Source organism: Bifidobacterium panos (genome assembly GCF_012932445.1).
GTDB classification, from domain to species: Bacteria; Actinomycetota; Actinomycetes; order Actinomycetales; family Bifidobacteriaceae; genus Bifidobacterium; species Bifidobacterium panos.
Map to the genome: position 1 here is coordinate 40,114 of NZ_JAAIIJ010000016.1, position 25,686 is coordinate 65,799.

General features: G+C 58.4%; 16 protein-coding genes and 2 pseudogenes. 11 read left to right on the forward strand and 7 right to left on the reverse strand.

Annotated features, from left to right (window positions below; translation table 11 throughout):
• The first annotated feature begins 130 nt into the window (after positions 1-130).
• Positions 131-1,180, forward strand: a complete 1,050-nt coding sequence (gene trpD, locus G1C94_RS04525) for an anthranilate phosphoribosyltransferase (RefSeq protein ID WP_172145219.1) — start codon at positions 131-133, stop codon at positions 1,178-1,180.
• An 87-nt stretch (positions 1,181-1,267) separates the two neighbouring features.
• On the opposite strand, the gene G1C94_RS04530 is transcribed toward trpD, so the two are convergent.
• Positions 1,268-1,825, reverse strand: a complete 558-nt coding sequence (locus G1C94_RS04530; RefSeq protein ID WP_172145222.1) for a hypothetical protein — start codon at positions 1,823-1,825, stop codon at positions 1,268-1,270.
• Positions 1,826-1,875: 50 nt separating this feature from the next.
• Between G1C94_RS04530 and G1C94_RS04535 the strand changes: the two genes are divergently transcribed.
• Positions 1,876-2,556: a lysophospholipid acyltransferase family protein gene (locus tag G1C94_RS04535; protein WP_172145225.1), complete on the forward strand. Its 681-nt coding sequence runs from the start codon at positions 1,876-1,878 to the stop codon at positions 2,554-2,556.
• A 46-nt stretch (positions 2,557-2,602) separates the two neighbouring features.
• Here the strand turns inward: G1C94_RS04535 and G1C94_RS04540 are convergent, their stop codons facing one another.
• Together G1C94_RS04540 and G1C94_RS04545 are read right to left on the reverse strand one after the other, a co-directional pair.
• On the reverse strand, positions 2,603-4,726 hold the full coding sequence (locus G1C94_RS04540) for a protein kinase domain-containing protein (protein WP_172145228.1): 2,124 nt from the start codon (positions 4,724-4,726) through the stop codon (positions 2,603-2,605).
• Positions 4,727-4,774: 48 nt separating this feature from the next.
• A complete protein-coding gene (locus tag G1C94_RS04545) occupies positions 4,775-5,854 on the reverse strand; it encodes a polyprenyl synthetase family protein (RefSeq protein ID WP_172145231.1) in 1,080 nt (359 codons plus the stop codon).
• A gap of 175 nt (positions 5,855-6,029) precedes the next feature.
• On the opposite strand from G1C94_RS04545, the gene G1C94_RS04550 reads away from it, so the two are divergent.
• The 3 genes from G1C94_RS04550 (at position 6,030) to G1C94_RS04560 (ending at position 10,692) form a co-directional block, all read left to right on the forward strand.
• Positions 6,030-6,824 carry a DUF4192 family protein gene (locus G1C94_RS04550; protein ID WP_172145234.1) on the forward strand — a complete coding sequence of 265 codons (795 nt, stop codon included), beginning with the start codon at positions 6,030-6,032 and terminating at the stop codon, positions 6,822-6,824.
• 94 nt (positions 6,825-6,918) lie between these two features.
• The gene (locus G1C94_RS04555) at positions 6,919-8,466 is read left to right on the forward strand and encodes an RNA polymerase sigma factor (RefSeq protein WP_172145237.1); all 1,548 of its coding nucleotides are present in this window, start codon (positions 6,919-6,921) and stop codon (positions 8,464-8,466) included.
• A 3-nt stretch (positions 8,467-8,469) separates the two neighbouring features.
• Positions 8,470-10,692, forward strand: coding sequence for a DNA gyrase/topoisomerase IV subunit B (locus tag G1C94_RS04560; RefSeq protein WP_172145240.1), 2,223 nt, complete (start codon positions 8,470-8,472; stop codon positions 10,690-10,692).
• Positions 10,693-10,962: 270 nt separating this feature from the next.
• On the opposite strand, the gene dcm is transcribed toward G1C94_RS04560, so the two are convergent.
• Positions 10,963-12,228, reverse strand: a complete 1,266-nt coding sequence (dcm, locus tag G1C94_RS04565) for a DNA (cytosine-5-)-methyltransferase (RefSeq protein ID WP_172145243.1) — start codon at positions 12,226-12,228, stop codon at positions 10,963-10,965.
• Between the two features lie 154 nt (positions 12,229-12,382).
• The gene (locus G1C94_RS04570) at positions 12,383-14,368 is read right to left on the reverse strand and encodes a Sau3AI family type II restriction endonuclease (RefSeq protein ID WP_172145246.1); all 1,986 of its coding nucleotides are present in this window, start codon (positions 14,366-14,368) and stop codon (positions 12,383-12,385) included.
• A 190-nt stretch (positions 14,369-14,558) separates the two neighbouring features.
• Between G1C94_RS04570 and G1C94_RS04575 the strand changes: the two genes are divergently transcribed.
• The 3 genes and pseudogenes from G1C94_RS04575 to G1C94_RS04585 all read left to right on the forward strand — a co-directional run bounded on the left by G1C94_RS04575 (position 14,559) and on the right by G1C94_RS04585 (position 16,959).
• Positions 14,559-15,743, forward strand: a complete 1,185-nt coding sequence (locus G1C94_RS04575) for an MFS transporter (protein WP_172145249.1) — start codon at positions 14,559-14,561, stop codon at positions 15,741-15,743.
• A gap of 23 nt (positions 15,744-15,766) precedes the next feature.
• Positions 15,767-15,877: pseudogene (locus tag G1C94_RS07675) on the forward strand (helix-turn-helix domain-containing protein); the annotation flags it as partial.
• Positions 15,878-15,945: 68 nt separating this feature from the next.
• Positions 15,946-16,959, forward strand: coding sequence for a ribokinase (locus tag G1C94_RS04585; protein WP_172145255.1), 1,014 nt, complete (start codon positions 15,946-15,948; stop codon positions 16,957-16,959).
• 40 nt (positions 16,960-16,999) lie between these two features.
• Here G1C94_RS04585 and G1C94_RS04590 read toward each other — a convergent pair whose 3' ends face one another.
• Positions 17,000-19,666 (reverse strand): DNA gyrase/topoisomerase IV subunit A, encoded by a 2,667-nt coding sequence (locus G1C94_RS04590; RefSeq protein WP_172145258.1) that lies wholly within the window; start codon positions 19,664-19,666, stop codon positions 17,000-17,002.
• 194 nt (positions 19,667-19,860) lie between these two features.
• On the opposite strand from G1C94_RS04590, the gene G1C94_RS04595 reads away from it, so the two are divergent.
• The 3 genes from G1C94_RS04595 to G1C94_RS04605 all read left to right on the forward strand — a co-directional run bounded on the left by G1C94_RS04595 (position 19,861) and on the right by G1C94_RS04605 (position 25,321).
• Positions 19,861-21,249: an alpha/beta hydrolase gene (locus G1C94_RS04595; RefSeq protein WP_172145261.1), complete on the forward strand. Its 1,389-nt coding sequence runs from the start codon at positions 19,861-19,863 to the stop codon at positions 21,247-21,249.
• Between the two features lie 197 nt (positions 21,250-21,446).
• Positions 21,447-23,996 carry a bifunctional lysylphosphatidylglycerol flippase/synthetase MprF gene (locus tag G1C94_RS04600; RefSeq protein WP_172145281.1) on the forward strand — a complete coding sequence of 850 codons (2,550 nt, stop codon included), beginning with the start codon at positions 21,447-21,449 and terminating at the stop codon, positions 23,994-23,996.
• Between the two features lie 65 nt (positions 23,997-24,061).
• Positions 24,062-25,321 carry an alkaline phosphatase family protein gene (locus G1C94_RS04605; protein ID WP_172145284.1) on the forward strand — a complete coding sequence of 420 codons (1,260 nt, stop codon included), beginning with the start codon at positions 24,062-24,064 and terminating at the stop codon, positions 25,319-25,321.
• Between the two features lie 24 nt (positions 25,322-25,345).
• Here G1C94_RS04605 and G1C94_RS04610 read toward each other — a convergent pair.
• Positions 25,346-25,686, reverse strand: a pseudogene (locus G1C94_RS04610) (hypothetical protein); the annotation flags it as partial.

A 25,686-nucleotide genomic window follows, 5' to 3' on the forward strand; every position in this document is an offset into this window, starting at 1 on the left:
TGTATAACCTTAAGCATGGCCAAACATATCGTGATGTGGACGTTCGACGGAGGCGATACATCCGCTCGCTACAATAAGCCGCATCACTATACCAATTATTCAGGCGCGTGTGGGCGCCAAGGAGAGCATCATGGCCGACATCACTTTCAAGTCGATTCTCACCAAGCTGGTCGGGGGAGCACATCTGAGCGCGGCGGAATCCGAGTGGTTCGTCGATGACTTGATGAGCGGCAACGCCGACCCCGCCGCGGTGGGCGCGGTGTTGGCCACCCAGCAGCAACTCGGGCTCACAGCCGATGAGGTGTCTGGTGCCGCCAAGGCCATGGTGTCCCATGCCGTGCCGTTGAACGTGTCTGGAGAAACCACCGACATCGTCGGTACCGGTGGTGACGGTGCCGCCACGGTGAATCTGTCCACCATGGGTGCGGTGGTCGCCGCCGCCACCGGCGTGAAGATCGTCAAGCACGGCAATCGCGCGGCTTCGTCCAAGTGCGGTGCGGCGGATTGCTTGGAGGCCTTGGGATTGCCGCTGGAATTGAGCCCTGAGGCCGTGGCCGAAGTGGCAGAGGAAGTCGGCATCACGTTCGCGTTCGCCAAGACGTTCCATCCGGCCATGCGTTTCGTCGGTCCAGTTCGCGCCGCCTTGGGCATTCCATGCGTGTTCAATGTGCTTGGCCCCTTAACCAATCCGGCCAGTCCGAAGCATATGGCCATTGGTTGCGCCGACCGCGCCATGAGCCCAGTGATGGCCGCCGTGTATGCCGTCAACGGGCAGACCGGCATGGTCTATACCTCCAGCGAGGGCCTTGACGAAATGGCGCCGACCGGCCCGATTTCCGTGTGGGAGTTCAACGGCGGCAAGGTCGTCGAGACCGAATTCGACCCGACCGTCGAGCTGGGGCTTGCCAAGGTCACCATCGCCGATCTCAAGGGCGACCTTCCTGCATACAACGCACAGGCGGCTCGGGACTTCTTGGTGGGCAAGGACGTGTCGTTCCGCACCACGGCCCTGCTCAACGCAGCTTCCGCCATCGTGGCGGACGGCCATCAGGTTCCCGCAGGCGGTACGTTGGCCGAACGGTTCAAGGCCGCTTATGCCCTCGCCGAAGAAGCCGTCGATTCAGGCAAGGCCGCGGCGCTGCTGGACAAGTGGATCGAAACCGCCAAGGCCAAGGCCTGACAGTCCTTTGTTTCATGTGTTTGCCTGTGACAGATATCGTCAACGATATCTGTCACAGGCAAACACAATGTTTCAGTACGTTTGGGTTCATACCCGCGCGCCGTCATCGAAATAATCCTCACGAGTCTCGTTGTGCCCCTTATGCTGCACGATAAGACCCGCCGCGCCAATCAGCGTGCACACCCCGAACACCGTGCCGAGAATACCGGCAAATGCCGGCAGGAACGCGGTGGCGATAATACCCGCGATGCCGATCAGCAACAACGCCCAGAACAGCAGTTTCGAGCGTTTGATAAGACCAATTGTCGGATTGGGTTCGGTGAAACCGTCATCATATTGATCCATCACATCATCGGTATCCAGCCAGCTGGAACCGGTGAAATCACGAGGTCCGTGGTCTGCGCCGGTGGACGAGAACGCCTCGGGGGAGAGGTCGCGCGCGTTGACCACGGCTTCCTTGTCGCGCCGCTCGGCGTGTTTCTCGAAGCGCTTGGCGCTGCGCGAGGCAGCCACGTCCGCAAGATCGTCCTTATGTTCGGCCTCGAACGCCGCCCAAGCCTCATCCAATTCAGCTTGATTGCTCTCGTCATCCGGCGTGTGGTTTGGCCGCACGCCGTCGTCGTTGGTATTGTTGAGGTCAGTCATACACACCACTGTAATCTACCGCGCGTATCGCGCCGGAAGGGAAACGCCAAGTGCTGTACTGGTTCTTCGTCAAGGGGTTCGGCTCCATTGCACGTCATCGTTTGGGACCGAGCGTCGAGGGATTGGACAATATTCCCCGCAAGGGCGGCGCAATCATCGCCGCGAATCATCTGGCCGTCATCGACGACGCGCTGATTCCCATCACCTGCCCGCGCATGGTGCATTTCATGGGCAAGGCCGAATACTTTGAAGGCAAAGGCATCAAGGGCAGATTCAAGAAGTGGTGGTTCACCTCCGTCGGCGTGTTCCCCGTGGATCGCTCAGGCGGCAATAAGTCGTTGGGTGCCCTTGAACACGCCCGCGAAATCATCGAGGAAGGCCACCTGTTCGGCATTCATATCGAAGGCACGCGCAGCCCTGACGGCCGCTTGTACAAGGGGCACACCGGTGTGGCGCGTCTCGCCTTGGAAACCGGCTGCCCGATCGTGCCCACCGCCATCATCGGCTCGCGCGAACTGCAGGAACCCGGCACCGTCATTCCGAAAAAAGGCAAAACCCAGGTGCTGTACGGCAAGCCCATCGAGGTCACCAAGAAAGCCGCCGAGGACATCACGCACGACGACTTGCGCTCGCTCACCGATCAAGTGACGGTCGCGATCGGAGCAATGAGCGGCCAGGAATACGTTGACGAATACGCTCAGAAAGTCAAAGAGCAACTCAAGGCCCAGTAAACAAGGCAACAAGCAGCCCAGTAAGCAGGGCAACAACCCAAGTGGCTCACACGACGGTAAGAGTCACCACGGTTGCGTTGCCGTCGCTGTCGCGCACACGCACCTGCGCACCGGGGTCGGGATCCTGCAAGCGCACGTTGTGCGTGAGATCGCCCAACGGCGCTGATTTCTTCACTTGCAGGCCGAGATCGGTCAGTATCTTCGAGGCTTCGTCATAGCTCTTGCCGCGCACATCCGGTATGGTCACGGTCTGCGGCCCCTTGGAGACGACCACATCGACCGAATCGCCCCAGTGCAGTTGCGTGTCCTTCTTCACCGAAGTGGAAATTACATTGCCCGCGGCGACGGAATCACTGAACTCCTCGCTGTAATTGGCTTTGAGTTTCAGATCGTCCAGCGCCTGCTGCGCCTCATCCTTGCTGCGTCCCGCGATGTCGGGCATGGTCACGGGCATCAGGCCTTTGCTCAACGTCACGACGACCTCGGCGCTGTGCTTGACGGTGGTGCCGGGGTCGGGGGAGACACTCAGCGCCGCGCCTTCGGGAACCGTCAGCGAATATGCATCCTTGGCCTCGTCATGCTTCACATTGGTCAGTCCCGCGTTCTTCAAGGCTTCAAGTGGATTCTTGCCGTTCTCGCTATTCGAGTCAAGGATATCTTTTGGAATCGTCGCCATCTTCACGCCTTTGGAGACGACGATGGACACGGACTGTCCGTTGCGCTTGCCCACGTGACTGTCCACGCCGGCCTGCTTGTCATTGATGGTTGCGGAGACGATGTGGTCTTGCTCGATGGTGTCGCTGTAATTCTGCTCGACGCTATAGGGAATGCCTGCGACCTTGAGCGTGCTTTCGTAGGACTTCCAATCCGCGCCCGTCAACGGGCACTCCTTGTTCTTCTCGCAGGAAATGTCATTCGGTTTCGGCAATGTCCAATAACTTCCCGGCCCCAGGAAATACCACCATGCACCGCCGCCCAGCGCAGCGGCGAAAAGAACCGCGATGATGGAGATAATCAGTGGCTTGCGGCTCTTGGGCTTGGCTTTCGAGCCGAAAGTCGCTTCCGTCTTGCCCGCGTGGCCATCGGTTGGAACTTGGGCACCATTTGCTTCTCCAACGGTCTGCAATACCTGTGTGGAAGCGGTGCTGATGGATGTGGTCGGGGTTTGGTGTACAAGCGTGTCATGCTTGGTGGCCTGCATTACGGAGGTCGAGGACGCCCCATCGTCGTGACGTTCGGTGAGACTCGGCGGCTTCGGTGGAGCGGCCAGTGAAGCATCGTCGCTGTCGACAGCTTTGCGATATTGCCACGCCTCAATGGGCAGGACGCTGCTGAGCTGGCGCAGTTCATCCAACGCTTCGGAGGCATCCTTCGGCCTGGCGTCGATGGAGCGCTCGGTCAGATGCGTGATGAACGAAGCCACCGTCGAATCGATGCCTGGGCAGGGGGTGGATATGGAGGGAACGTCCTCATGCACATGCTTGAACACCAGCGTCACCGGATTGTCCGACGTAAACGGTACTTCACCGGCCAGCATCTCCCAAGCCATGATGCCCACGGCATACAGGTCGCCCTGCGGCGTGGCTTCGTTGCGTTCGATGGTTTCGGGCGGCAAGTAGGCCGCCGTGCCCAACAGCATGCCGGTGGACGAGAGTGTGGCGGAGGAAGCGACCTTGGCCAAGCCGAAATCGGTGATCTGCACGCGCCCTCGGTCGTTGAGCATGATGTTCTCGGGTTTGATGTCACGGTGCACCACGTTCGCCCGGTGCGCCGAAGCAAGCCCATCGAGTGTTTCGCCGATGATGCGCAGTGTTTCGCGCACACTGAAGGTGCGCTGGCGGTTCATCTCATGGCGCAGGTTCACCCCGTGCACGTATTCCATCACCAAATAGGCCAAGCCATTGGTTTCCCCGGCATCATACACCTGCACGATGTGCGGGTTGGCGATTTGCGCCGCGGACTGTGCCTCGCGGCGGAAGCGTTCGATGAACTGCTCGCGGTGCGGGCCGTCCGCCAGCTGGGCATGCATCACCTTCAACGCCACGGTGCGGTTCAATCGCTCGTCCGTGGCTTCATAAACTGTCGCCATACCGCCTTGCGCAATCTGATGCGCGATGCGATAGCGTCCCTCGATTAGCTGATCCTGAGGCAATTGTGTGTCGTTGCTCATACTAGACTGATGAATCCTTGATGGCTGCTGGCTTATCCGTTGCCAAGTCTAGCGTCTGGCCATGTCCGGCACGAAACCGGCACACGCTTCGGTGAGGATAATTTCCTGGCAGTGCCCTAATGCGCAGGATTCAATGGCCTCAAGTGTCTGATCCCACAGGAGAGCGATGCGTTGGCGAGAGCGCTCGATGGCGCCGGTATGGGTGAACAGATCGATGACGCGGCGTACCTGCATCTCGTCGCGGGTTGGTGAGCGGAAGATGGCGATGAGTTCGCCACGATCCTGCTTATCGGCCAATTCGATGGCATCCGCCAGCAGCACGGTGCGTTTGCCTTCGCGTATGTCGCCACCCACCGGCTTGCCGCTGGTTTGGCTGGAACCGATGACGTCGATGAGATCGTCTTCCAGTTGGAAGGCAAGTCCGAGCGGCTCGCCTATGGCCAGAGCCGTGCGCCGTGCCGTTGCGGCTGGGATACCGGCGGACAGCATAGCCAGCTCGACCGGCGCGATGGTGGTATAGCTTGCGGTTTTCCAACGGAATACTTCCAGGGATGAGCCGGCCAACGCCTCGGCGTCGTCCAGGGGGGCCCTCTCCACCGCCAAGTCAAGAATCTGGCCGATTTCCACCTCGCGCTGCATGGTCAGGAAGGCCGTGGTCAGTTCTGAGGCGTTGGGCAGTCCACTCGCTGCTTGATTGACGATGCCGACGCCCGCGGTGGCGAGCAGGTCTCCCAACATCAGCCCCAGTCCACGGCCCACGGCCATGCTGCCGGTGTCATGTTCCAGAGCACGATGGGCGCTGGGTTTGCCGCGACGCAGATCCGCCTCGTCGATGATGTCGTCATGCACGAGCGCGGCCGTCTGGAAGACCTCAAGCGCACAGGCGATATCCAATATGGTGTCATGATGGCTGGGCGCGCCACCGAACGACGTATACGCCGCCAAGGCGAGTAACGCGCGCAAACGCTTGCCGCCTTCGCTGCTGGCCAGCGCCTGACGAATCACGGCATCGAGCACCGCATGGCAGGAGGAAGGCATCGGGGAATGCTCCGGCATGGCTGACCATTCGCGCACCAGTGAGGCGATGCGGGATTCAACCGCCAGACGGTTGTCGTCGGTTATGCACATGCCTTCTAAGTTATCCTCAGTGCAATACGAACACAAGAATCCAGTATTTCCAAGGGCTTAGGGGGCTTCGACCACATAGGTCGAAAAACGCTCGGTGATGCGGCGAAAACCGTCATACTGGTTGCACATCGTCTGCTTAAGACGATGATCAGTCCAATTAATCAAGGAGGAAGACATGACATCGACAACGAACCATGCGTCGCGGCACGCGCACGAACGTCCGACAGGCAAGACGGCCAAGGGGCCGGGGCAGCGGCAAGACGCGCACAGCAGGGGTCGCCGCCGCAAAGACGATGGGACGCGCCGTCCAAACAAGCGTCTTGGCCGCGCCATCCATATCGACTGCCCCGAAGAATGCGAACTGTTTTTTGCCAATCTGGAGCCGTTTACGCAAAACCGCATGAGAAAGCTGCGCGAACAGCTGCGGCGCAATCGGCGCGATATGGGGCCTGAACAAGCGAACGCCGAGTGGATTCAAGAGCCGCTGAACGCCTGGCTCAGTCAACTTGATACTCGCACGATCGATCTTGACGAGGAGAATATGGCCGCGTTGGCCGTCGGGCTCAACGAAGTGATGTCCATACGCGACGCGCTGATCATTTCGCTGATTGTCGATGAAACCGCTTGCGATGCCGACATGCTGATGGACATCGTTTCGCGTCCCTGCACGAGACGGGTGTCAAAATCCGTGCACCATTTGCTTAGCGAAGCGTTCGACGATGAGCTTGGTCCTGATCGCGCCCGTTGCCAGGCCGGGCTGATGATGCTCAACGCCATGGCCAAGATGGTTCCCAAGCCGATGCGTGCCCAGCCGCTGGCCGTCATCGCCTACGTGCTGTGGTGGGTGGGCGACAGCAGAGCCTCTTCATATGCGTTACAGAGTCTGGAAGTGGACAGGGACTGCTCGTTGGCCGCGATTGTGCTTAGGACCCTTGATTGCGGGATGGAACCGGCGTGCTGCGACGAATGAATCAGGTGCGGCGTCGCTTTCGGGGAATAATCGTCCGCATCAGGTGGTTAACTCACATGAGTTAGCGATTTGCCCTTGCCAGAAGTGTGCCTATATGGTATATGCGGCTGGGTTGGATATCCGGGTATTTTCCGCGAGGAGGACTAGTTTGGCCACCAAGAGCACGAAGGCCGGCGTGGGTGACGATCAGGCAACGGACGAGACCAAGGCGACCAAGGCCGCGTCCAAGACAAAAACATCGACGGCGAAGGCGAGCAGCAAGAAGGCTTCTTCGTCGGCAAACGCCAAGACAGCCACCGCAGGCAAGGCGGGGGGCAAGAAAGCCGGTGCAAACAGCAAGGCCGCGAAGAACAAGGAAGCCGAGGAATCCACCAAATCCAAAGTCAAGATTGACGAGGAAGAAGAGGATATCGACGTTTTCGACGACACCGACATCGATTTGGACGACGACAAGGCCGATCTGGACGGCGACCTTGACGTTCTCGACGACGAGGACGATTCCGTTTCCGACAACGATGAGGACGAGGATGACGAGTCCGAAGACGATGTCGATGAGGAGGATGAAGACGAGGACGACGAGGAAGAATCCAAGTCCGAAACGCCGCAGGAAGACAAGCAGCAGGGCGCTTTCGTGGTGCGCGACGACGATGATGAGGATGACGAGGAGGGCGCTCCGCGCCGACGCACCAAGGCCGGCAATCCGAAACGTCGCGTGGTTAACCCCGGTGCCACCGCCGATCCCGTCAAGGATTATCTCAAGCAGATTGGTCGCGTGAGCCTGCTGAATGCCGAGCAGGAAGTCGATCTTTCCGAACGCATCGAGGCCGGCCTGTATGCCCAGCACCTGCTGGACACCGAAAGCGACGATATGGACTTCAAGCGCAAGCGCGAGCTGAAGTGGGCCGCCAACGACGGCAAGAAAGCCAAGGATCACCTGCTGGAGGCGAACTTGCGTCTGGTGGTCTCGTTGGCTAAGCGTTACACCGGTCGCGGCATGCTCTTCCTCGATCTGATCCAGGAAGGCAACCTCGGTCTGATTCGAGCCGTCGAAAAGTTCGATTGGAAGAAGGGCTTCAAGTTCTCCACGTATGCCACATGGTGGATTCGTCAGGCCATCACCCGCGCCATGGCGGATCAGGCGCGCACCATCCGCGTGCCCGTGCACATGGTGGAGGTCATCAACAAGCTGTCGCGCGTGCAGCGTCAGATGTTGCAGGATCTTGGCCGCGAGCCCACGCCTGACGAGCTGGCCCGCGAGCTGGACATGCCGGTCGAAAAGGTGCAGGAAGTGCAGAAGTACGGCCGCGAGCCGATTTCCCTGCACACTCCGCTTGGTGAGGACGGCGATTCCGAGTTCGGCGATCTTATCGAGGACACTGATGCCATCGCACCGTCCGACGCGGTCGCTTTCTCGCTGCTGCAGGATCAGTTCAAGCAGGTGCTTGAGACGCTTTCGCCGCGCGAATCCGGTGTGATTAAGATGCGTTATGGCCTGGAGGACGGCCAGCCCAAGACATTGGACGACATCGGTCGTGTATATGGCGTGACGCGTGAGCGCATCCGCCAGATTGAGTCGAAGACCATGTCGAAGCTGCGTCACCCCTCCCGTTCGCAGACGCTGCGCGACTTCCTGGATCAGTGATTCATGGCCGCAGAAGACTACGGAGCTAAGGATTTATCAGTTCTTGAAGGGCTGGATGCCGTTCGCAAGCGCCCGGGCATGTATATCGGCACCACCGATTCGCAAGGCCTGATGCACTGTCTGTGGGAGATCATCGACAACTCGGTCGACGAGGCTTTGGCGGGGTTCTGCGACGATATCGTCGTCACCCTGCACACGGACGGCTCGATTACGGTGGCCGACAATGGCCGTGGCATTCCCGTGGACAAGGAGCCGAAAACCGGTCTGTCGGGCGTTGAGGTGGTGCTCACCAAATTGCATGCCGGCGCGAAGTTCGGCAACTCCTCCTATAACGCGGTCGGTGGTCTGCATGGCGTGGGTTCGTCCGTCGTCAACGCTTTGAGCTCTCGTCTCGATGTTGAGGTGGATCGCGGTGGCAAGACCTATCACATGGCCTTCCATCAGGGGCATCCAGGTGTTTATGAGGATGCCGATGCCGCCAATCCCTCGCCGGATTCGCCATTCAAGCGCAGTCGCAAGAACAGCCCCACCGAACTTGAGGTGATTGGCAAGGTCTCGCCCAAAACCACCGGCACACGCATCCGCTATTGGGCGGATCCCGAAATCTTCAACAAGACGGCTCAGTTCTCCTACGAGCAGCTCGTTGACCGCGTGCGCCAGACCAGCTTTCTGGTGCCGGGACTCAAGATCACCGTCGTGGACGAGTCCATCGCCGAAACCGGCGACATGGCCGTGGACGAAATGCGCGAGGTGGATGCGCCGAGCGTTGTCGAGTCGACGGACGGGCAGGATTTCTCGACTCCGGTCGCTCACGTTCCCTCCGCACAACCTCGTACCCACGCCCGCATCGAGGAATTCCTGCATACCGGCGGCGTCAAGGACTTCGTCGACTTCCTGTCCACAGGCGAGCCGGTGTCGGACATCTGGCGCATCCAGGGCGAAGGCACCTACGAGGAGGAGACCCAAGCCGTCGGCGCAAACGGCGAACTGCACGCGCAGATGGTCAAGCGCACCTGCGGCGTCGATATCGCGTTGCGCTGGGTCAATGGTTATGACACCGTGATGCGCAGCTTCGTCAACATCATCGAGACGCCCGGCGGCGGCATGCATGTGGATGGCCTGATGAATTCCATTACCAAGCAGGTGCGTAAAACCGTGGAGGCCAACGCGCGCAAGCTCAAGGTGAATCTAAAGGATTCCAACACGCGCATCGAGCGTGACGATATCATGGCGGGTTTGGTGGCCGTGGTCACCGTGCGCATCGCCGAACCGCAGTTCCAAGGCCAGACCAAGGATGTGCTGGGCACCGCACAGGTCAAGCCGATCGTCACCCGCATGTCCGACAAGCAATTCGGTGAGATGATCTCCGGCTCCAAGCGCGGCTACAAGGACCAGTCGGGTCGCGTGCTGGAGAAAATCGTCGGCGAAATGCACGCGCGCATTCAATCGCGCAAGGCCAAGGAGGTCACGCGTCGCAAGAATGCGCTGGAATCCGCCTCGATGCCGGCCAAGCTGTCGGACTGCCAGCCCGGCAACGACGATGTGGCCGAACTGTTCATCGTCGAGGGCGACTCCGCGCTCGGCACCGCCAAGGCCGCCCGTAATGCCGGCTTCCAGGCGTTGCTGCCGATTCGAGGCAAGATCCTCAACGTGCAGAAGGCCTCGATCACGCAGATGCTGTCGAACAAGGAATGCGCTGCCATCATTCAGGTGGTGGGTGCCGGCTCCGGCCAGAGCTTCGACATTGAGCAGTCGCGATACCACAAGATCATCATGATGACCGATGCCGACGTGGACGGCGCGCACATCCGCATTCTGCTGCTCACGCTGTTCTACCGCTACATGCGCCCGCTGATCGAACACGGCTATGTCTACGCCGCCGTGCCGCCGCTGCACCGCATCGCGCTGGCCGGCTCGCACAAGGGCGAATACATCTACACGTATTCCGATGACGAGTTGGCCGGCAAACTGGCCGATCTGGAGGCCAAGCGCATCACGTACAACGACGACATCCAGCGATACAAGGGCTTGGGCGAGATGGACGCCGACCAGCTGGCCGACACCACGATGGATCCGCGCACGCGCATGCTGCGCCGCATCCGCATGGAGGACGCCGAGCAAGCCAGCAAGATCTTCGACCTGCTCATGGGCGACGACGTGCCCCCGCGCAAGGCCTTCATCGTCGACAACGCCGACGATTTCGACCGCTCCAAAATCGACACCTGATTCACCCCGTTCGCCGCGCTTTATGAAGAAATGTACACTGACGACCACTCATCGCGCGTTTCTTCAGATGCGGTTTGTTTTTGGAAAAGGACGTGCGCTAGGTGCCGTTCACGTTCAGTGTACGTTCTTTCACAAGTAGCTGCGTTTCAGATGCGGTGCCGAATACAGTTGCCAAAGCAGGCAAACAGGGGAGTGGTCAATCTGCACTACTGATTGTGTCTTAATGGCTGAAGGGCATGGGGTGGCCGCATATTATCACATCTGCGGTGATTAGCTGTTGTCTGCCGCTATGATTTTGCCAATGCGATGTGGAATATTTGTCACAAGTGCGTTGCCCATGCAAAAAGCGCGATGCCCGTCTGTCATGCCGTCATCGGTCCAGCCCTTTGGAAAGCCTTGGAGCCGGTCAAGCTCGTCGGGAACAAGACGACGTAGACGCCCGTTTTGCTCCACAACATGCTTGGTTCTGCTTGCGCCGCGCCCACCTTCGCCGGTAAGGATTGTGCGGCTTGGTTTGTCTAGAGCATCCGGGAAAGCTACTGGTCCTTCGGAATATATATAACTGAATCCTAGTTTTGTAGTGCGTTCTTCTTTTTTCCCTCCTTTGAGATATTTCCAGGATTCAAGATCCTTGCCGCTGATGAAAAATTCCTCGGGAACTTCATTGATTGGTACCAGTACATCCCCAAGCATTTTACTTGGTCCGGAATATACGGGCTTTACTCGGTAGGAAAGCACTTCTCCGTTCTGCATGACACCGGCATCTTTGAATCGGGAAATCGTCATGCCGACGCCGAAGTCCTTGGTGGATGTATAAGGGTCGTCGCTGATGGCGAATAACTCGGGTTTAAAACGTTCGTCTAGTTTGATTGGGAAGGCTCTTGCCTCGACGCCGCTGGTGAACAGTCTTTGTTCCAGATTCCATTTCGAGGCATCGTATTCTGCGTAAATATAGACGCGGCGACGGCGTTGAGGCATTCCATAATCTGCGGCATTGATGACACGCCATTCAACGGAGTATCCAAGTCGATATAGGCAAGACAAAATAATTGCGAAGTCGCGACCGCGCTGAGAACTTGGTGATTTGAGTAGGCGATCGACATTTTCGAGCAGCACATACTTCGGGTGGCGCATTTCGAGCAGGGTGTTGATGCTCCACCAAAGCACGCCTTTTTTGCCTTCTATGCCAGAGGCAAGCGCGAGTGGCTTGGCCACGGAATAATCTTGGCAAGGGAATCCGCCGACTAGCATGTCAAATTCGGGAAGGCTGCGCCTCCCTTCTTTGATTTCGTCGAGTACGACAGCGATATCTTCATTTACGCAACTGCCCTTGCCAAAGCGTTCCTCATAGCAGCGCCACGCAAATTGCCTGCTTTCCTTTCCGTCGGGCTCCCATTGATTCGCCCAGACAGTGCGGAAATTACCGGCTGAATCCATGCGAAAACCTGGGTGTCTAGAATCATCGTACCCGTCGAGTCCCAAGCGGAATCCGCCCACACCGGCGAATAGCTCCGCAACTCGAATTTCTTTGCTCATAGCGCCCCTCATAACATTGATCCGAACATATGTTCTAAAAACATAAGTCAGATTATATTGAATCACGTGACAAAGATCAAATTGATTATTGCGCTTCGGTCGGTGGTTTGAATCGTCTGTCTATCCGAAAAGAACAACTGCAGCGTGTTGAAGATTACAAGAGATGCTTTATCTGCTCATACATATAGTTCTTATTGAGCCACCATGCCTGTTTGGTGATATAGGAATCGGTATATTTGCTATGGTCTGCCGGTCGGTTGAGCCAATGGACTGGTGTTGGTAGCTGGCGGGAATTGTTGTGGAGGTGTCTTTTGTCGTTGCTTACCGTGTAAAAAGGCGGGCAATATTGAGATACTCGCGCATCCGGGCGAAGATGGAGGATTCGTCGCGCAGATTCCTTGACGAAATTGTTGTATACTTTTCTACCTTGGTAGTTCAGAATGATTCCTTTGCGGATTTTTTCTGTATCTTCGTTCCATACTGAAGCGATGTCACCGTTTAGATCAGCGGCAGGCACGCTCCAGAAAGTTGCTCCTAAGAACCGGATTCCCGAAGGGGTCCTATCTTTTCTGTCTGAATTCGTATTATCGAATACGAGCAGTAGGAAGCGCTGTGTTTCCAAGAAATTATAGAGATCAGATTCCTCCCAACTCTGCGAAATCAGCTCCTCGAAGTTCGGTATTCCTTGGACTTTAAAATTCTGTTGGGGCTGACCGTTGAACAGCGTTATGGTTTTAACTCGCACCTTGCCGTTATTAAATTCTTCAATGTTCAGTTTGTCAAAATCGTCATCCATTTCAGGAATCGCAGAATTGCTCAACTTCAGCATCCGGCAAACGAGCATATAGACCAAATTCTTGGGCGCTTGTGCATGAGACCAACGAATGTTGAATTTGTCTGCTATCTCCTGCATGCTTTTTCCTCGATAAGGGTTGAAGTAATCAAGGATGATTTCCTCGTCAGTTTTAGTCGACAGGAGCTCAGCGTCTTGAATCAGGCTTTGCGCTGAGTGATTTTTCAAAATGTATTCTTGCAGAATCTCGGTCATGAATCTCTGCGTGAAAGAATATGCCCGGCTCTTCGTGTATTCTCCGTTCGGTTGAGTCGTGAGCTGTGTATTGTCTTGTCCCTTTGTGCAGGCGGCAAGGTATTTTGTCAGGCTCTCGGTGTAGGCATTCATCTGACTTGAGCTAATGAAACGTTGAATTGTATTCCAGTCCTGCTCTATGAGCGCTTTGTGCTTATCGCTCAGACAAATAAGGGAATCGACAGGGAAGTCCGGCTCGTCGAACTCCTCTAAAGCGAGCATATTCGCAAATTCGACTTTGTACAGTCTTTTGTCTTCCTCTTGACCCTTCAAAGAGGTGTCGCGGCGTAAATACTGCACAATCTCAAGGAATTTGTTCTTCTTCCAGAAAGAACTTTCCTTGAAAGTGACGTCTTCTTCGTTCCTGTAATTGATGATATTCAGAACAAGTCGTTCGCCTGCTTTGAAACGGCGCTTGTGCTGCTTGTCAATGCTTGTATCTACGGGGGTGACTTTTAGTTCAACGTCCGCTTCTGGAAAATCCGGAGCGGCGATGCTGTCGGCGGGATGGTCAAACCATATTTGCTCGATTACGTTGCCCGGATAAGATTTATTGGCAAGGTTCCGTGTATTTTCGGAATCGATTTCGCCCATCGTTAGCCCGATGGCTTCATCTGCGTGTTTCTGTATGGCGGTTTTAGTTCGATATGGATTTGCTCCGAAAAAAGGTGATTGGAGTCTTTCAACGGTTTTGTGGTCTTCTTTTTCGAACTGTTGAAGATTGAGTTCATCTATCGGAATCCAAGAAATCTGCCGCCCATCGTTAAAGAGAGAAGAGAATAAATCCGGGTAGCAGAGGTATGAGAATGTCTGGTATCGCCTTTTTCGGATAGTGCGGGTGGAACTGTTCATTTTCGGACCAATTGACAGTTCATCCTTATATATTCCCATCAGCAAATGCTCCAGTATGTCTTTGGGGTCTTCTTCCCCTTGCATGATTTGCTTCGGGAATTCGAATAAATCGCTTTGAGGGCTGGGTAAGCATAAAACGTTGCGATTCTTATCTAGGCAAACGGCTTCGATGATTCTCGTCGTTCCACTTGGTGTTGCCATAACTTATCCTCTAGTCAATCGCGCATAGAACATTACCAATATAGTAAGTCTTCTATTAATTGCTATGGCAAGTGTTGAGCAAAAGTTAGACGGACAAGTACTTTTGCAAAAGGAGGGTGCGTGTCGGGGCTTTTGATTCGATAGACTGATGACATCGTTATCATGCTGAATGTCTGGGAGGAGACGAGCCATGGCGAGCTTGCTGCTGGCGGTGATCTATGTGGCGTTTGTCAGCCTTGGGCTGCCCGATGCCATGCTTGGCGCGGCCTGGCCCGCCATGAGCCCGGATCTGGGCGCGCCGCTGTCGTGGGCCGGTGGCATTTCGATGACCATCTCCGCCGGCACCGTCGTCTCCGCGCTGTTGTCCGACAGAATGACCCTGCGTTTCGGCGCGGGCAAAGTCACCGCGGTGTCCGTGGGACTTACCGCCGCGGCGCTCGCCGGCTTCTCGTTCGCGCCGAACTACTGGGTGCTGCTCGCCATCGCCATTCCCTACGGCTTGGGCGCGGGCGGCGTGGATGCCGCGCTGAACAACTACGTCGCCATCCACTACGAGAGCAAGCACATGAGCTGGCTGCATGCCATGTGGGGTTTGGGCATGCTCACCGGCCCGTATGTGATGGGCTTCGCGCTCGGTCACGGCCAGGGCTGGGGTTGGGGATACCGCTATATCGCCATTATCCAGATTGCGCTGACGGCTCTGCTCGTTCTCAGCCTGCCATTGTGGAAGCAACGCAACACCATCGCTTCGCAGTCGCCAACCGAGGAAGCCCCCTCCCGCAAACCTCTCGGATTCTTCGAGGTACTGCGCATTCGCGGTGCCAAGGAAATCCTCCTCATGTTCTTCTGCTATTGCGCCATCGAAGCGACGTCCATGCTGTGGGCCAGCAGCTACATGGTGCTTGCGGACGGCTTGGACAAAACCACCGCAGCCATGTGGGCCAGTTTCTTCGGCATCGGCATCACCGCAGGTCGATTGCTCAGTGGCGTGCTGACCATGAAATTCGACGACCCGACGATGATCCGCATCGGCCAGAGCGTGCTGCTCGTCGGCATCGTGTTGCTGTTCGTCCCGTTGCCCGCGCATGTCGCCACCATCACGGGACTGATGCTCATTGGTCTTGGTTGCGCGCCGATCTATCCGTGCGTCATTCATTCGACGCCCGCGTATTTCGGCGAGGACAAGTCGCAGGCCATCGTCGGCATGCAGATGGCCTGCGCCTATATGGGTTCGATGGTCATGCCTCCGCTGTTCGGACTTATCGCCCAGAACATCACCATCACGCTGTTCCCGTGGTATCTGCTGGTGTTCCTCGCGCTGATGGTCGTCATGCACGAATCCCTGCGTCGCAAGTATGCGAAAGCGGCAGCATAGCGGTCAGCCAGCCAATCAGCGAAAAGTGCGGGCGCGCCAAGGCGGTTCGTTTCTCGACGCTCGATGCCATCTGCCGTGTGCTTGAATGCCAGCCAGGTGATGTGCTTGAATGGATGGGCGACGATGGACGTTGACATTGTGCGCCGCGCCGCCACACGGGCCGCTTTTATTTTGGCGAGCCGGTTTACTATGCTTGGTCTCCATGCTTGAAGAGAATGAAGAGCGTGAGAGGATACCTGATTCCGTTCGTGGGCGTTTGCAATCCCTGAAGGATGCGCGTGGTTCGATCGTCGTGGTTGGTTCGATGAACGCCGATTACACCGTCGCCACGAAACGTCTGCCCGCACCGGGTCAGACCGTAAATGGCGGAAGCCTGAAGGTATTGCCCGGCGGCAAGGGATCCAACCAGGCTTCGGCGGCGGCGCGTTTGGGCGCCAACGTGTGCATGCTCGGCGCGGTGGGCGAGGATGAGAACGCCAATTTCCTGCTGAGCAAACTCGACGAATCCGGTGTGGACACCGCCGATATCCTGCACGAGGAGGGTGCCAGCGGCACCACCATCATCACGGTGGACGCCGCGGGCGAGAACACCATCGTGTATTCGCCCGGCTCCAACGCCAAGGTGAGCGCCGGTTATGTGCAGTCGCATCGAGACGTGATCGCCGGTTGCACAGTGCTGGGGTTGTGCTTGGAAAGCCCGCTCGCCACCGTTATCTCCGCCGCGCAGACAGCGCATGATGCCGGGGTGACCGTCTTGTTCAACGATTCGCCGTTCATGGACGAATTGCCGCACGAGCTGGTCGAAGCGGTTGATATTCTGCTCGTCAACCAGCATGAGGTCGCGCAACTGCTCGGCATGCCGGACGAGGACGTTTCCACGCTCGACTGGTATGAGACGGTGAGTCGCTTCTCCGATTACGGATTCGACCGTGCGGTGGTCACGCTGGGCACCTCCGGCTCCGTGGTGATCGAAAAAGGCACCTGGCATCGCGTTTCCGCAGTGCAGGTCAAATCCGTGGATACCACCGGCTGTGGCGACGCCTTTATGGGCACATTGCTCGCTGGCCTTGCCGCGGGTAACACGCTGTTGCAATCCGCGCAAATGGGATCATATGTCTCCGCATACGCCGCCACCAAGCTCGGCGCGCAGTCGGCTTATGGCACCGTGGGTGAGATCGTCGGTTATTTCGATGGTGCCGAGTCTGCGTCGGTCTGAGCCACGGATTGCACACCCGAAGCCGCTGCCCAGACGAGCATCAACCAACGAACGTGATGGGGGCCGCCAACTCCGTGCCGGAGCCGTCGCGGCGCATATCCGGTTTGGGAAGTTCGACGGGGGAGCCGCCATCGGTGGAAGCGCGTAGCGGATACGACCCCACCCAAGCGAAGATCAGCGTGTCCTGACCTTTGAGGAAGCGTTGCGAACGCACGCCGCCCGTGGCGCGTCCCTTGGTTGGGTACATCTCCAGCGGCGTCACCTTCGCGGCGCCGTTTTCCGTGCCGGCAAGCGCTTCGGAATCGCCGGCCACGGTGAGCACCACCGCGCCTGAGGCGGAGGTCAGGCCGTTGCCGCCTTCCTCATACACCCACGTGATCTTGCCGGCGGGAACCACATTGAACGCCGCCACATGGCAGCCTTCCGCCAGCTTGATGCCGGCCATGCCGCCAGCGGTACGCCCCTGCGGGCGCACGTTCTTCGCTTCAAAGGTCAACAACGAGGAATCCGACGAAACGAACACCAAGCGGTCGTCGTCCGCGGCCGTGGCGGCGAACACCACTTCGTCGCCATCCTTCAGTTCGATGATGGGCCAGGAATCCATCGTGGTTGGCGCTTCGCGGTTCCAACGTTTGACGATGCCGTCACGTGTGCCGATAGCCAGCGGCGACAGGGGAGAGGCTTCGGCGTCGTCGCCATTCGTGGACGCCTGCATCGAAATGGCGGTGACGACCCGTTCGCCACGCACAGGCTCGGTGCTTTCGGTCTGCCCAATCAATTCATCGGCCTTGACGCCATTCGCCACACTGAGCGTGGTTGACGCCCCGATAACCGGCAAGTCGGCCACATGAGCCAACACCAGCCGCCCGGCCGAGGTCACCAGCGCATACGAAGCCGTGGTCGACGTGGGGAAAATCGAAACGATCTGATCGTCCGATGTGCGCTCGTCGGAGGCGGATCGCGATTGGAACACGTCCATTGCGCTCGGGCTGGTGCGGGCGATCAGCCCCGTGGCACTCATCATCACCACGCATGGCTCGTCCTCGATTTTCAAAGCGCCTTCGTCGCCGCTCTTCTTCGCGGCGGCCACATCAGCCGCAGCCGAAGATACGGTGTTCGCCGATTTCATAGCCTCAATCGCCGTGGCGGAGACACCCGAATCACCCTCGGCGACAACGGGGTGGAGCGCACCGTCGTCGCCCGTGTCCAACAACACGGTGCGACGCGGCGAGCCATATTCGGCCACCGCCTTGTCCATCTCATCCACCACCACGCGGTCGAGTTCGGCGGCGGAAGCCAGAATGCGCTCCAGCTCCTCGATGCGCTTGTTCAACTCGTCGCGTTCGGACTCAAGCTCGATGCGGCTCATGCGCGTCAGACGGCGCAGCCGCAGGTCGAGAATATATTGCGCTTGAATATCATCAAGGTCGAACACGGCCATCAGGCGGCTCTTGGCTGCATCGGCGTCGTCGGATGAACGAATCACCTGAATGACCTCGTCGATGTCGACCATCGCCAGCAACAGGCCATCCACCAAGTGCAGGCGTTCCATCGCCTTCGTGCGACGATATTCGCTGCGGCGGCGAATCACCACGCGGCGGTGGTCGATCCACACCTTGAGCATCTCCTTCAATCCCATGGTGTGAGGGCGGCCATTCACCAGCGCCACATTGTTGATGGCGAAGTTGTCCTGCAACGGCGTGTGCTTGAGCAGCTGTGCGAGCACGGCGTGCGGGTCGAAGCCGGTTTTCAGTTCGATGACCAGTCGCGTGCCGTTGTGCCGGTCACTCAAGTCGATTGCGCCGGAGATGCCTTCGAGCTTGCGGTTCTTCACGCCGTCCGAGATGCGTTCCAACACCTTCTCCGGCCCCACCATGTACGGCAGTTCGGTGACAACGATGGCCTGTTTGCGGGCGGTGACGTGTTCGACATGCGTGGTGGCGCGCGTGGTGAGAGTGCCACGCCCCGTCTCGTACGCCTCGCGGATGCCTTCGCGCCCGATGATCATGCCGCCGGTCGGCCAATCGGGGCCGGGCACGTAGTGCATGAGCTCCTCAAGCGAGGCGTCCGGATTGGACATCAGGTGCTTGGCGGCGTTGACCACTTCGCCGAGATTATGCGTGGCGAGGTTGGTGGCCATGCCCACGGCGATGCCCGAGCCGCCGTTGACCAGCAGGTTCGGTATGGCCGCCGGCAGCACGGTCGGCTCTTTGAGTTTGTTGTCGTAGTTCGGTGTGAAATCGACGGTATTCTCGTCAATGTCCGCGTTCATGCCCAGCGCGGCCGGGGCCAAGCGCGCCTCGGTGTATCGCGAGGCCGCCGGCCCGTCGTCAAGAGAACCGAAGTTGCCGTGCCCGTCCACCAGCGGCAGACGCATCGCAAACGGTTGCGCCAAACGCACCATCGCCTCGTAGATCGCCGAATCGCCGTGCGGATGGAGCTTGCCCATCACCTCGCCCACCACGCGGGCGGATTTCATGTACGGACGCTCGGGCGTCAGATTCATTTCGCCCATCTGATAGACGATGCGCCGCTGCACCGGCTTCATGCCGTCGCGGGCATCGGGCAGTGCACGCGCATAAATCACCGAATACGCGTATTCAAGGAATGATTTGCTCATTTCCTCGTTCAACGGCGTTTCGACGATGTTTTCGTTCACCGTGCGCGGATCGTAGGCTGGTGCTGCCGGTTTGCGGTGTGATGCCATGCTTGTCAAGCTCCCTATACGTTGCAACCTGCACCATACTAGCGAATCGAAGCGTCAACGCCGGCTGCGACGCGACGATGGCGCTTAAAGATTTGTTGGACGTAACCGTGCCGTCTCACATTGGCCGTACCCTTGGCCTCGATTGTCATTACCATTGATACAATGCCCGAGGAAAGGTAAGGAAAGGACCCCCCATGAGCGATCAACCTTGGCTGAAATGGATCATGCAGCTTTCCCTTGTTGATGGCCCTTTGCCATGGACGTTCTGGATATTGACGATGTTGGGTGTCGCCATTCTGCTGATTGCCCTGATTGTTCGCCGTGGGCATAAGCCATTGGGCATCACCGTGATTGTGACGGTCATCTGCGGCGTCGTTGGTTGGCTGCTCTCCTGGTTGCTTTCCGATGTGTTCAAGGTATTCGGCGTCACGATTGGCCCCAAGGTCATGCTTGCCGTAGGCGAGGGCTTCGCAGTGCTGGGCTTCGCGATCGCGGCCTTCGTGTTCATGCGTCGTTTCAAGCGTGTGATTGCGGCGCTGCTCATACCGATATCGCTGCTCGCCACCTGTCTGCATGTGGATGCCATTTACGGCCAATACCAGACGATCGGCAGCATATTCGGGTATTCCTCATATGAGAAGCTGCCCACTGAAGACACCGGCAAAGCGTCCACTGAAGACACCGACAAAGCTTTGATGACCGTCGAGCAGTGGAAAGCCAAGGCCCAAGCCCATGAACTTGGGTCCATCCCCTCGGAAGGGCGTCTCTACGAGGTGAGCATTCCGAATACCAAATCGGGGTTCAACGTGCGCAATGCCGTGGTGTATCTGCCGCCAGCGGCGTTGAGCGAGCATCCTCCGGCATTGCCGGTGATGGAACTTCTGTGTGGTCAGCCGGGCGCACCGCAGCATTTCTTCGAATGCAGCCATATGCAGGACATGCTTGACGCCTACGCCGCCGAACACGACGGGTTGGCGCCGATTGTCATCTCCCCGGATCAGAACGGATCGTTCACCAACAACAGCTTGTGCGCCGACACCTCGCAAGGCAAGGCCGAGACCTATCTGACCGAAGACGTGGTTGATTGGGTCAACGACAATCTGCCCGTGTCGTCGCAGAAATGGGCCATCGGCGGCTTCTCGCAGGGCGGCACCTGCAGCGTGCAGTTGGGGCCACGTCATCCCAATCAATACATGATGATGATTCCGATCGACAGCGAACTGCAGCCAACCAACGGCAGCGTCGAGAGTATGATCGCCAACTATTTCGATGGGGATGCCGAAGCCTACAATGCCCAAGTCCCAGTCAATGCGATCAAGGCCCATGCGCCGAGCAATCAGGTGCTGTTCTTCGGGGCGGGTAAGTTGGATAACGATTCGGTCAACAACATGCGCACTATCAGTCAAGCCGCTTCTGAGGCCGGTATGAGCGTGACGATGCTCCAAGTGCCCAACACCGCACATGATTGGCACGCCGCCGAAGCCGTGTTGGAACCCGCCCTTGATAAGTTCTGTCAGCTCAGCGGTTTGGGTGAGCTGACGAAGAGCCTCGAAGAATATTCATCAGTGGAGGTACTGAAGTGAACGACGATATCAGCCAGCCGCAGGCAGACAACACGGACAAGCCCGCAAGCCAGCCGCAGGCAGACAAAGCAGACAAGCCTGCGGGCGACGCGGTGCAGGGCAATACGCCGGAAGCGGTGAAGAACGCACCGAAGAAAGCGGAACCGGCCAAGCCGAAAAGCAAAAAACCTCAGCCGAAGCAGGAAAGTCCCTGGCTTATGCTGGTCCGGGATTGTGGGCAATGGCTGTCCAGCAACCGTTTTGCCGCGGTGAGCACCGCATGCTTCGTCGCGTTGAATATCGTGATTTGGATTGCTTTGGCCTTCGCCGGCCATCGTCTCCCGCTGAACGAGCTCAACACCACGATGAGCGAGTTTGATTTGCGCAAATTGGCGGCCTCGCTGATACTGACCCGCGGCGTGCTGCAGTTGCTGGGCAGCGCGGCGTTGATCATGCTGGTGCTGGTCTTGTCCGAACCCCGCTTGGGACGTGGCCGCACGGTCGCGGTGGCATTGGGTAGCGCCGTGGGCGGCGTGGCTCTTGGCATGGGGCTGTGCTTCGTCGTCGGCGTCGCCTATCAGGACATACAGTCCGTGGCAAGATTGAGGTTTTCGCTCAATCCGGTGGTGCTGGTTATCGGCGCACTGATGGCTGCCAGCGCATTCAGCGACATCCTGTGGCGTCGGCGTATCCGCATCATCGGTTATGCCGCGATTCTCGTTCTGTTGCTGTATGGCGGCAACCCGGGCAATTATTGTTTGCTTGCCGCCGCGTTGATCGGACATCTTATCGGCCGCCTCTTGGCCGGTTCCCCGAAGCGTTCGTCCCGCAAGGAAAACAATGTTGCAGGCATTCGCTATTGGCAGCGCGGCACTTCCTCCGAAGCGCGCAGGATTTTCGCTGCGATCGCCGCGATTATGGCGCTGGGGCCCCTGACCGCCGTCACTTCGCGCAACCATGCTGGCCCGCTGAGCACGCTCGGTTTGCTTATGAGCCCCCGACGCATCGATAATGACGCGCTGGCCCAGTGTCTGGCAGGGGAAACGACAAAAGGCTGCTTCCTGCAGTTCGACTTGGTGCGTACCTCGATGCCGGGCATCGTCCTGAGCTCGCTGCTGCCCACTGCGGTCATGCTGGTGCTTGCCTGGGGACTGTATCGCGGCCGTCGATTCGCGGCGATTGTGACCATCGCCGTGAATATTCTGCAGATTTGCATGGCCGTGGTCTATTATCTCGTGATCCCCCTGGGCCTGACTGAAAAAGGCATGGGCTCGCTGATCAGCCATGGTACTTTGCTCGCCTGCTTTACCACCATTTTGCCGTCGCTGGTGTTCTCCATCGCACTGTTGCTGTCGATACGATATTTCCCCGTTGCCGTCGGTTGGCACAGGTTGGCGTCGGGCGTTGGCACAATGTTCGTCGCGTTCCTTGCCTGCTCAGCCGTTTACCTGCTCGTCGGTTTGAGCCGACCCGACGATTTCACTCCCAGCGTGGATGCGGAAAGTCTGCTCGCCGATTTGCCTGATCGTTTCCTGCCCATTGGGTTCCTGCACCATTCGAGGCTTGAGTTCGCGCCGAATTCTTGGATTGCCTCCGCGGTGTACCAAGGTGTCGGCTTGGTGTTCTGGTTGGTCGTGCTCGCTGTGATACTGCATTGGATGAAGGACACCGTCAAGGAAAGCGACGCCATGCGTGCGCGTGCCGGCCGTCTGGTTGAAATCGGCGGCGAATCGATGAGCTTCATGACCACTTGGGAAGGCAACACCTATTGGATGTCTCCCACAGGCCGCTCGGCCATCGCCTATCGCGTCCTGAGTGGTATCGCATTGACCCTGACCGGCCCGTTCGGCGAACCCAGTGAATGGGAAGAGGATCTGCGTGGTTTCACCCAGTTCTGTAGGGAGAAGTCGCTGACCCCAGTGTTCTACAGCATTCACAAGACTCAGCGTGACTTTCTGTGCAAGAAAGGGTGGTATGCCATCGAGGTCGGTAGCGAGATGGTTGTCGACCCGCGCTCTTGGAAGACCACCGGTAAGAAGTGGCAGGACATCCGTACCGCCATCAACAAGGCGAATCGCGCCGGCATCACCGACGTATATTCCACTTTCGCCGATGCCCCCGCCGATGTGCGCGAGCAGATTGAGGCCATTTCCGAGGAATGGGCGCAAGACAAGGCGTTGCCGGAAATGAAGTTCACACTCGGTGCCGTGGAGGAATTGCGTGATTCCAGGGTGCAGCTGTTGTACGCCATCGACGCCGACGGACGCGTGCTCGGTGTCACCAGCTGGTTGCCCACATGGCGTGACGGTCGACTGATTGGTTGGACGCTTGATTTCATGCGTCATCGCACCGACAGTCCGAACGGCATCATGGAATTCCTCATCGCGCGCATGGCCCAGCGTCTGCACGACGAAGGCGAGGCGAATCCGGACGAGGCCGTGGAGTTCATGAGCCTGTCCGCCGCGCCGCTGGCGGGTATGGATCCCGATCGTGACAATACCGGCGGGACCGGCGCAAACAACGAGGGCACTCGCATGCTGCACCATTCCTTGCAGATTGTCGCGAACCTGATGGAACCAGCCTACGGCTTCCATTCGCTGTTCAATTTCAAGCGCAAGTTCCAGCCTTCCGAAGATCCGGTGTACGTGTGCTATCGAGACGTGGCGAAACTGCCGCAGATCGGCTTGGCCGTGGTGCGTGCCTATGTGCCGTCCATCACCGTCCCCCAGGCGATGGGCATGCTCAAAACCTTCAGCCATAAATCCTGAAGGTCGGCGCTTGCAGACGATGGGACGGTTTGAACAAGCGGATGCCATCGGGGGAGCGGAACGTGATGGATGGGACGGATGCGGACATGCCGGATGCCGATGATACGCTAAGGCTGGTTCCCACCGCCGAATATTCGGATCGTCCGCCCTCCGATGGCGGTCGCGGGGGCGCACTGCACCTTTCCTCCGTGTTGCCGGCACTGTCCTGCGCCATAGGGTATCCCATCCAGACTCCTGTGCATCGCGATACGCGCGCGTTGCAAGAGGCGCTCGGCTTTCCGCAAGCGCGTTCCGCCATCGTCGTATTGGTCGATGGACTGGGCTTCTGGAACCTGTCGAGACGCTTGGGACACGCCCCCTATCTACGCTCGCTGATGAAGGATAAAGCCAATTGCAGGCCGATTTCGACCTGCGCGCCAAGCACCACAGTCGCGGCCATGGGTGCGTTCGGCACAGGAACCTGCCCGGGGCTGACAGGCATGGCCGGCTACACGCAACGTGAGCCGGAGCGTGACCGGCTCGTCCAACTCATCCAGTTCAAGGATCCGTTGGCGCAAGTTCCGAAGGACGGCCCAGTCATCGATCCCGCGATACTGCAACGCCAACCCACCGTGTTCGAGCGGCTCAAGGAACAAGGGGTGCGTGTCACCAGTTCAGGACTGGCCAAGTTCAAGGATTCCCCCCTGACCGCCGCCGCGTTGCGCGGTGGCGACTATATCGTCGGTGTCACGCCGCGGGAGCGCATACACGCCGCCGCTCAGGCCGCGCGTGAGCCAGGGCTGACCTATCTGTATATTCGGGACGCCGATAAGATCGGTCACAATCATGGCTGTGATTGCGAGCGTTGGATCGCCACGTTCGAACACATTGACGCCCAACTCGCGTTGCTCGCCCGCGAAGCGCCCAAAGGCACGCTGATCGTGATCACCGCCGATCACGGCATGGTGAATGCCGATCCCGCCCAGCGCATCGATATCGCAGGCGAACCTGAGTTGCGACGTGGCGTCCGGCTGGTCGGCGGAGAGCCGCGCGCGGTGATGCTTTATGCGGACGACAATCCCGATGACCTCGCCGACCGATGGCGCGAATACCTGGGGGAGCGGGCCTTGGTCAGAACCAAGGCGCAGGCGATTGCCGACGGATTGTTCGGGCCAGTGAACGAGCGCGTCAAGCCGATGTTGGGCGACGTCATCGTTCAGGCCGCGGCGCGGACGACCCTCGTGGATTCATCGATTCAAACCGACAAAGCCACGCGACTGCCCAGCGTGCATGGCTCCCAAAGCATGATGGAAATGGACGTTCCCTGCCTCATCGATATGATTTAGCGGCAGAACCAGCTTGAACCCGTTTTAGTCGCCGAACAGAATCTCATCCCAGCTCGGAACCGCGGAACGGCCTGAACGACGTTTCGTCGGTTGCTCCGCCTTCGCCTCATTCTTGGCAGATTGAACCGGCTGGTGGCTGTATTGTGGCGTTTCGGACGGCACCTGAGTCACTTGCGTCGATTGGGCCGCTTGGGCCGGGCGATTTTCCGCATCGCCGGTCGTGCCCGTGTCGTCAAGTGCGGGTTGCACCAGTTCGGTTTGCGCGGCCGTCTTATTGACTGTCTTCACCGGTTTTCTGACTGGCTCAGGGCGTGCGGCGGGCAGTGTGGGTTTGGGAGTCTGGGTGCTGTGTGAGGGTTCAGGGC

Excerpts from the sequence above, each read along its gene's own strand:
- G1C94_RS04575 (WP_172145249.1), top strand. The coding sequence starts at position 14,559 with ATGGCGAGCTTGCTGCTGGCGGTGATCTATGTGGCGTTTGTCAGCCTT.
- G1C94_RS04545 (WP_172145231.1), bottom strand. The coding sequence starts at position 5,854 with ATGTGCATAACCGACGACAACCGTCTGGCGGTTGAATCCCGCATCGCC.
- G1C94_RS04530 (WP_172145222.1), bottom strand. The coding sequence starts at position 1,825 with ATGACTGACCTCAACAATACCAACGACGACGGCGTGCGGCCAAACCAC.
- G1C94_RS04600 (WP_172145281.1), top strand. The coding sequence starts at position 21,447 with ATGCTGGTCCGGGATTGTGGGCAATGGCTGTCCAGCAACCGTTTTGCC.
- G1C94_RS04560 (WP_172145240.1), top strand. The coding sequence starts at position 8,470 with ATGGCCGCAGAAGACTACGGAGCTAAGGATTTATCAGTTCTTGAAGGG.
- G1C94_RS04595 (WP_172145261.1), top strand. The coding sequence starts at position 19,861 with ATGAGCGATCAACCTTGGCTGAAATGGATCATGCAGCTTTCCCTTGTT.
- G1C94_RS04570 (WP_172145246.1), bottom strand. The coding sequence starts at position 14,368 with ATGGCAACACCAAGTGGAACGACGAGAATCATCGAAGCCGTTTGCCTA.
- G1C94_RS04585 (WP_172145255.1), top strand. The coding sequence starts at position 15,946 with ATGCTTGAAGAGAATGAAGAGCGTGAGAGGATACCTGATTCCGTTCGT.
- trpD (WP_172145219.1), top strand. The coding sequence starts at position 131 with ATGGCCGACATCACTTTCAAGTCGATTCTCACCAAGCTGGTCGGGGGA.
- dcm (WP_172145243.1), bottom strand. The coding sequence starts at position 12,228 with ATGAGCAAAGAAATTCGAGTTGCGGAGCTATTCGCCGGTGTGGGCGGA.
- G1C94_RS04555 (WP_172145237.1), top strand. The coding sequence starts at position 6,919 with ATGGTATATGCGGCTGGGTTGGATATCCGGGTATTTTCCGCGAGGAGG.
- G1C94_RS04540 (WP_172145228.1), bottom strand. The coding sequence starts at position 4,726 with ATGAGCAACGACACACAATTGCCTCAGGATCAGCTAATCGAGGGACGC.
- G1C94_RS04590 (WP_172145258.1), bottom strand. The coding sequence starts at position 19,666 with ATGGCATCACACCGCAAACCGGCAGCACCAGCCTACGATCCGCGCACG.
- G1C94_RS04550 (WP_172145234.1), top strand. The coding sequence starts at position 6,030 with ATGACATCGACAACGAACCATGCGTCGCGGCACGCGCACGAACGTCCG.
- G1C94_RS04605 (WP_172145284.1), top strand. The coding sequence starts at position 24,062 with ATGGATGGGACGGATGCGGACATGCCGGATGCCGATGATACGCTAAGG.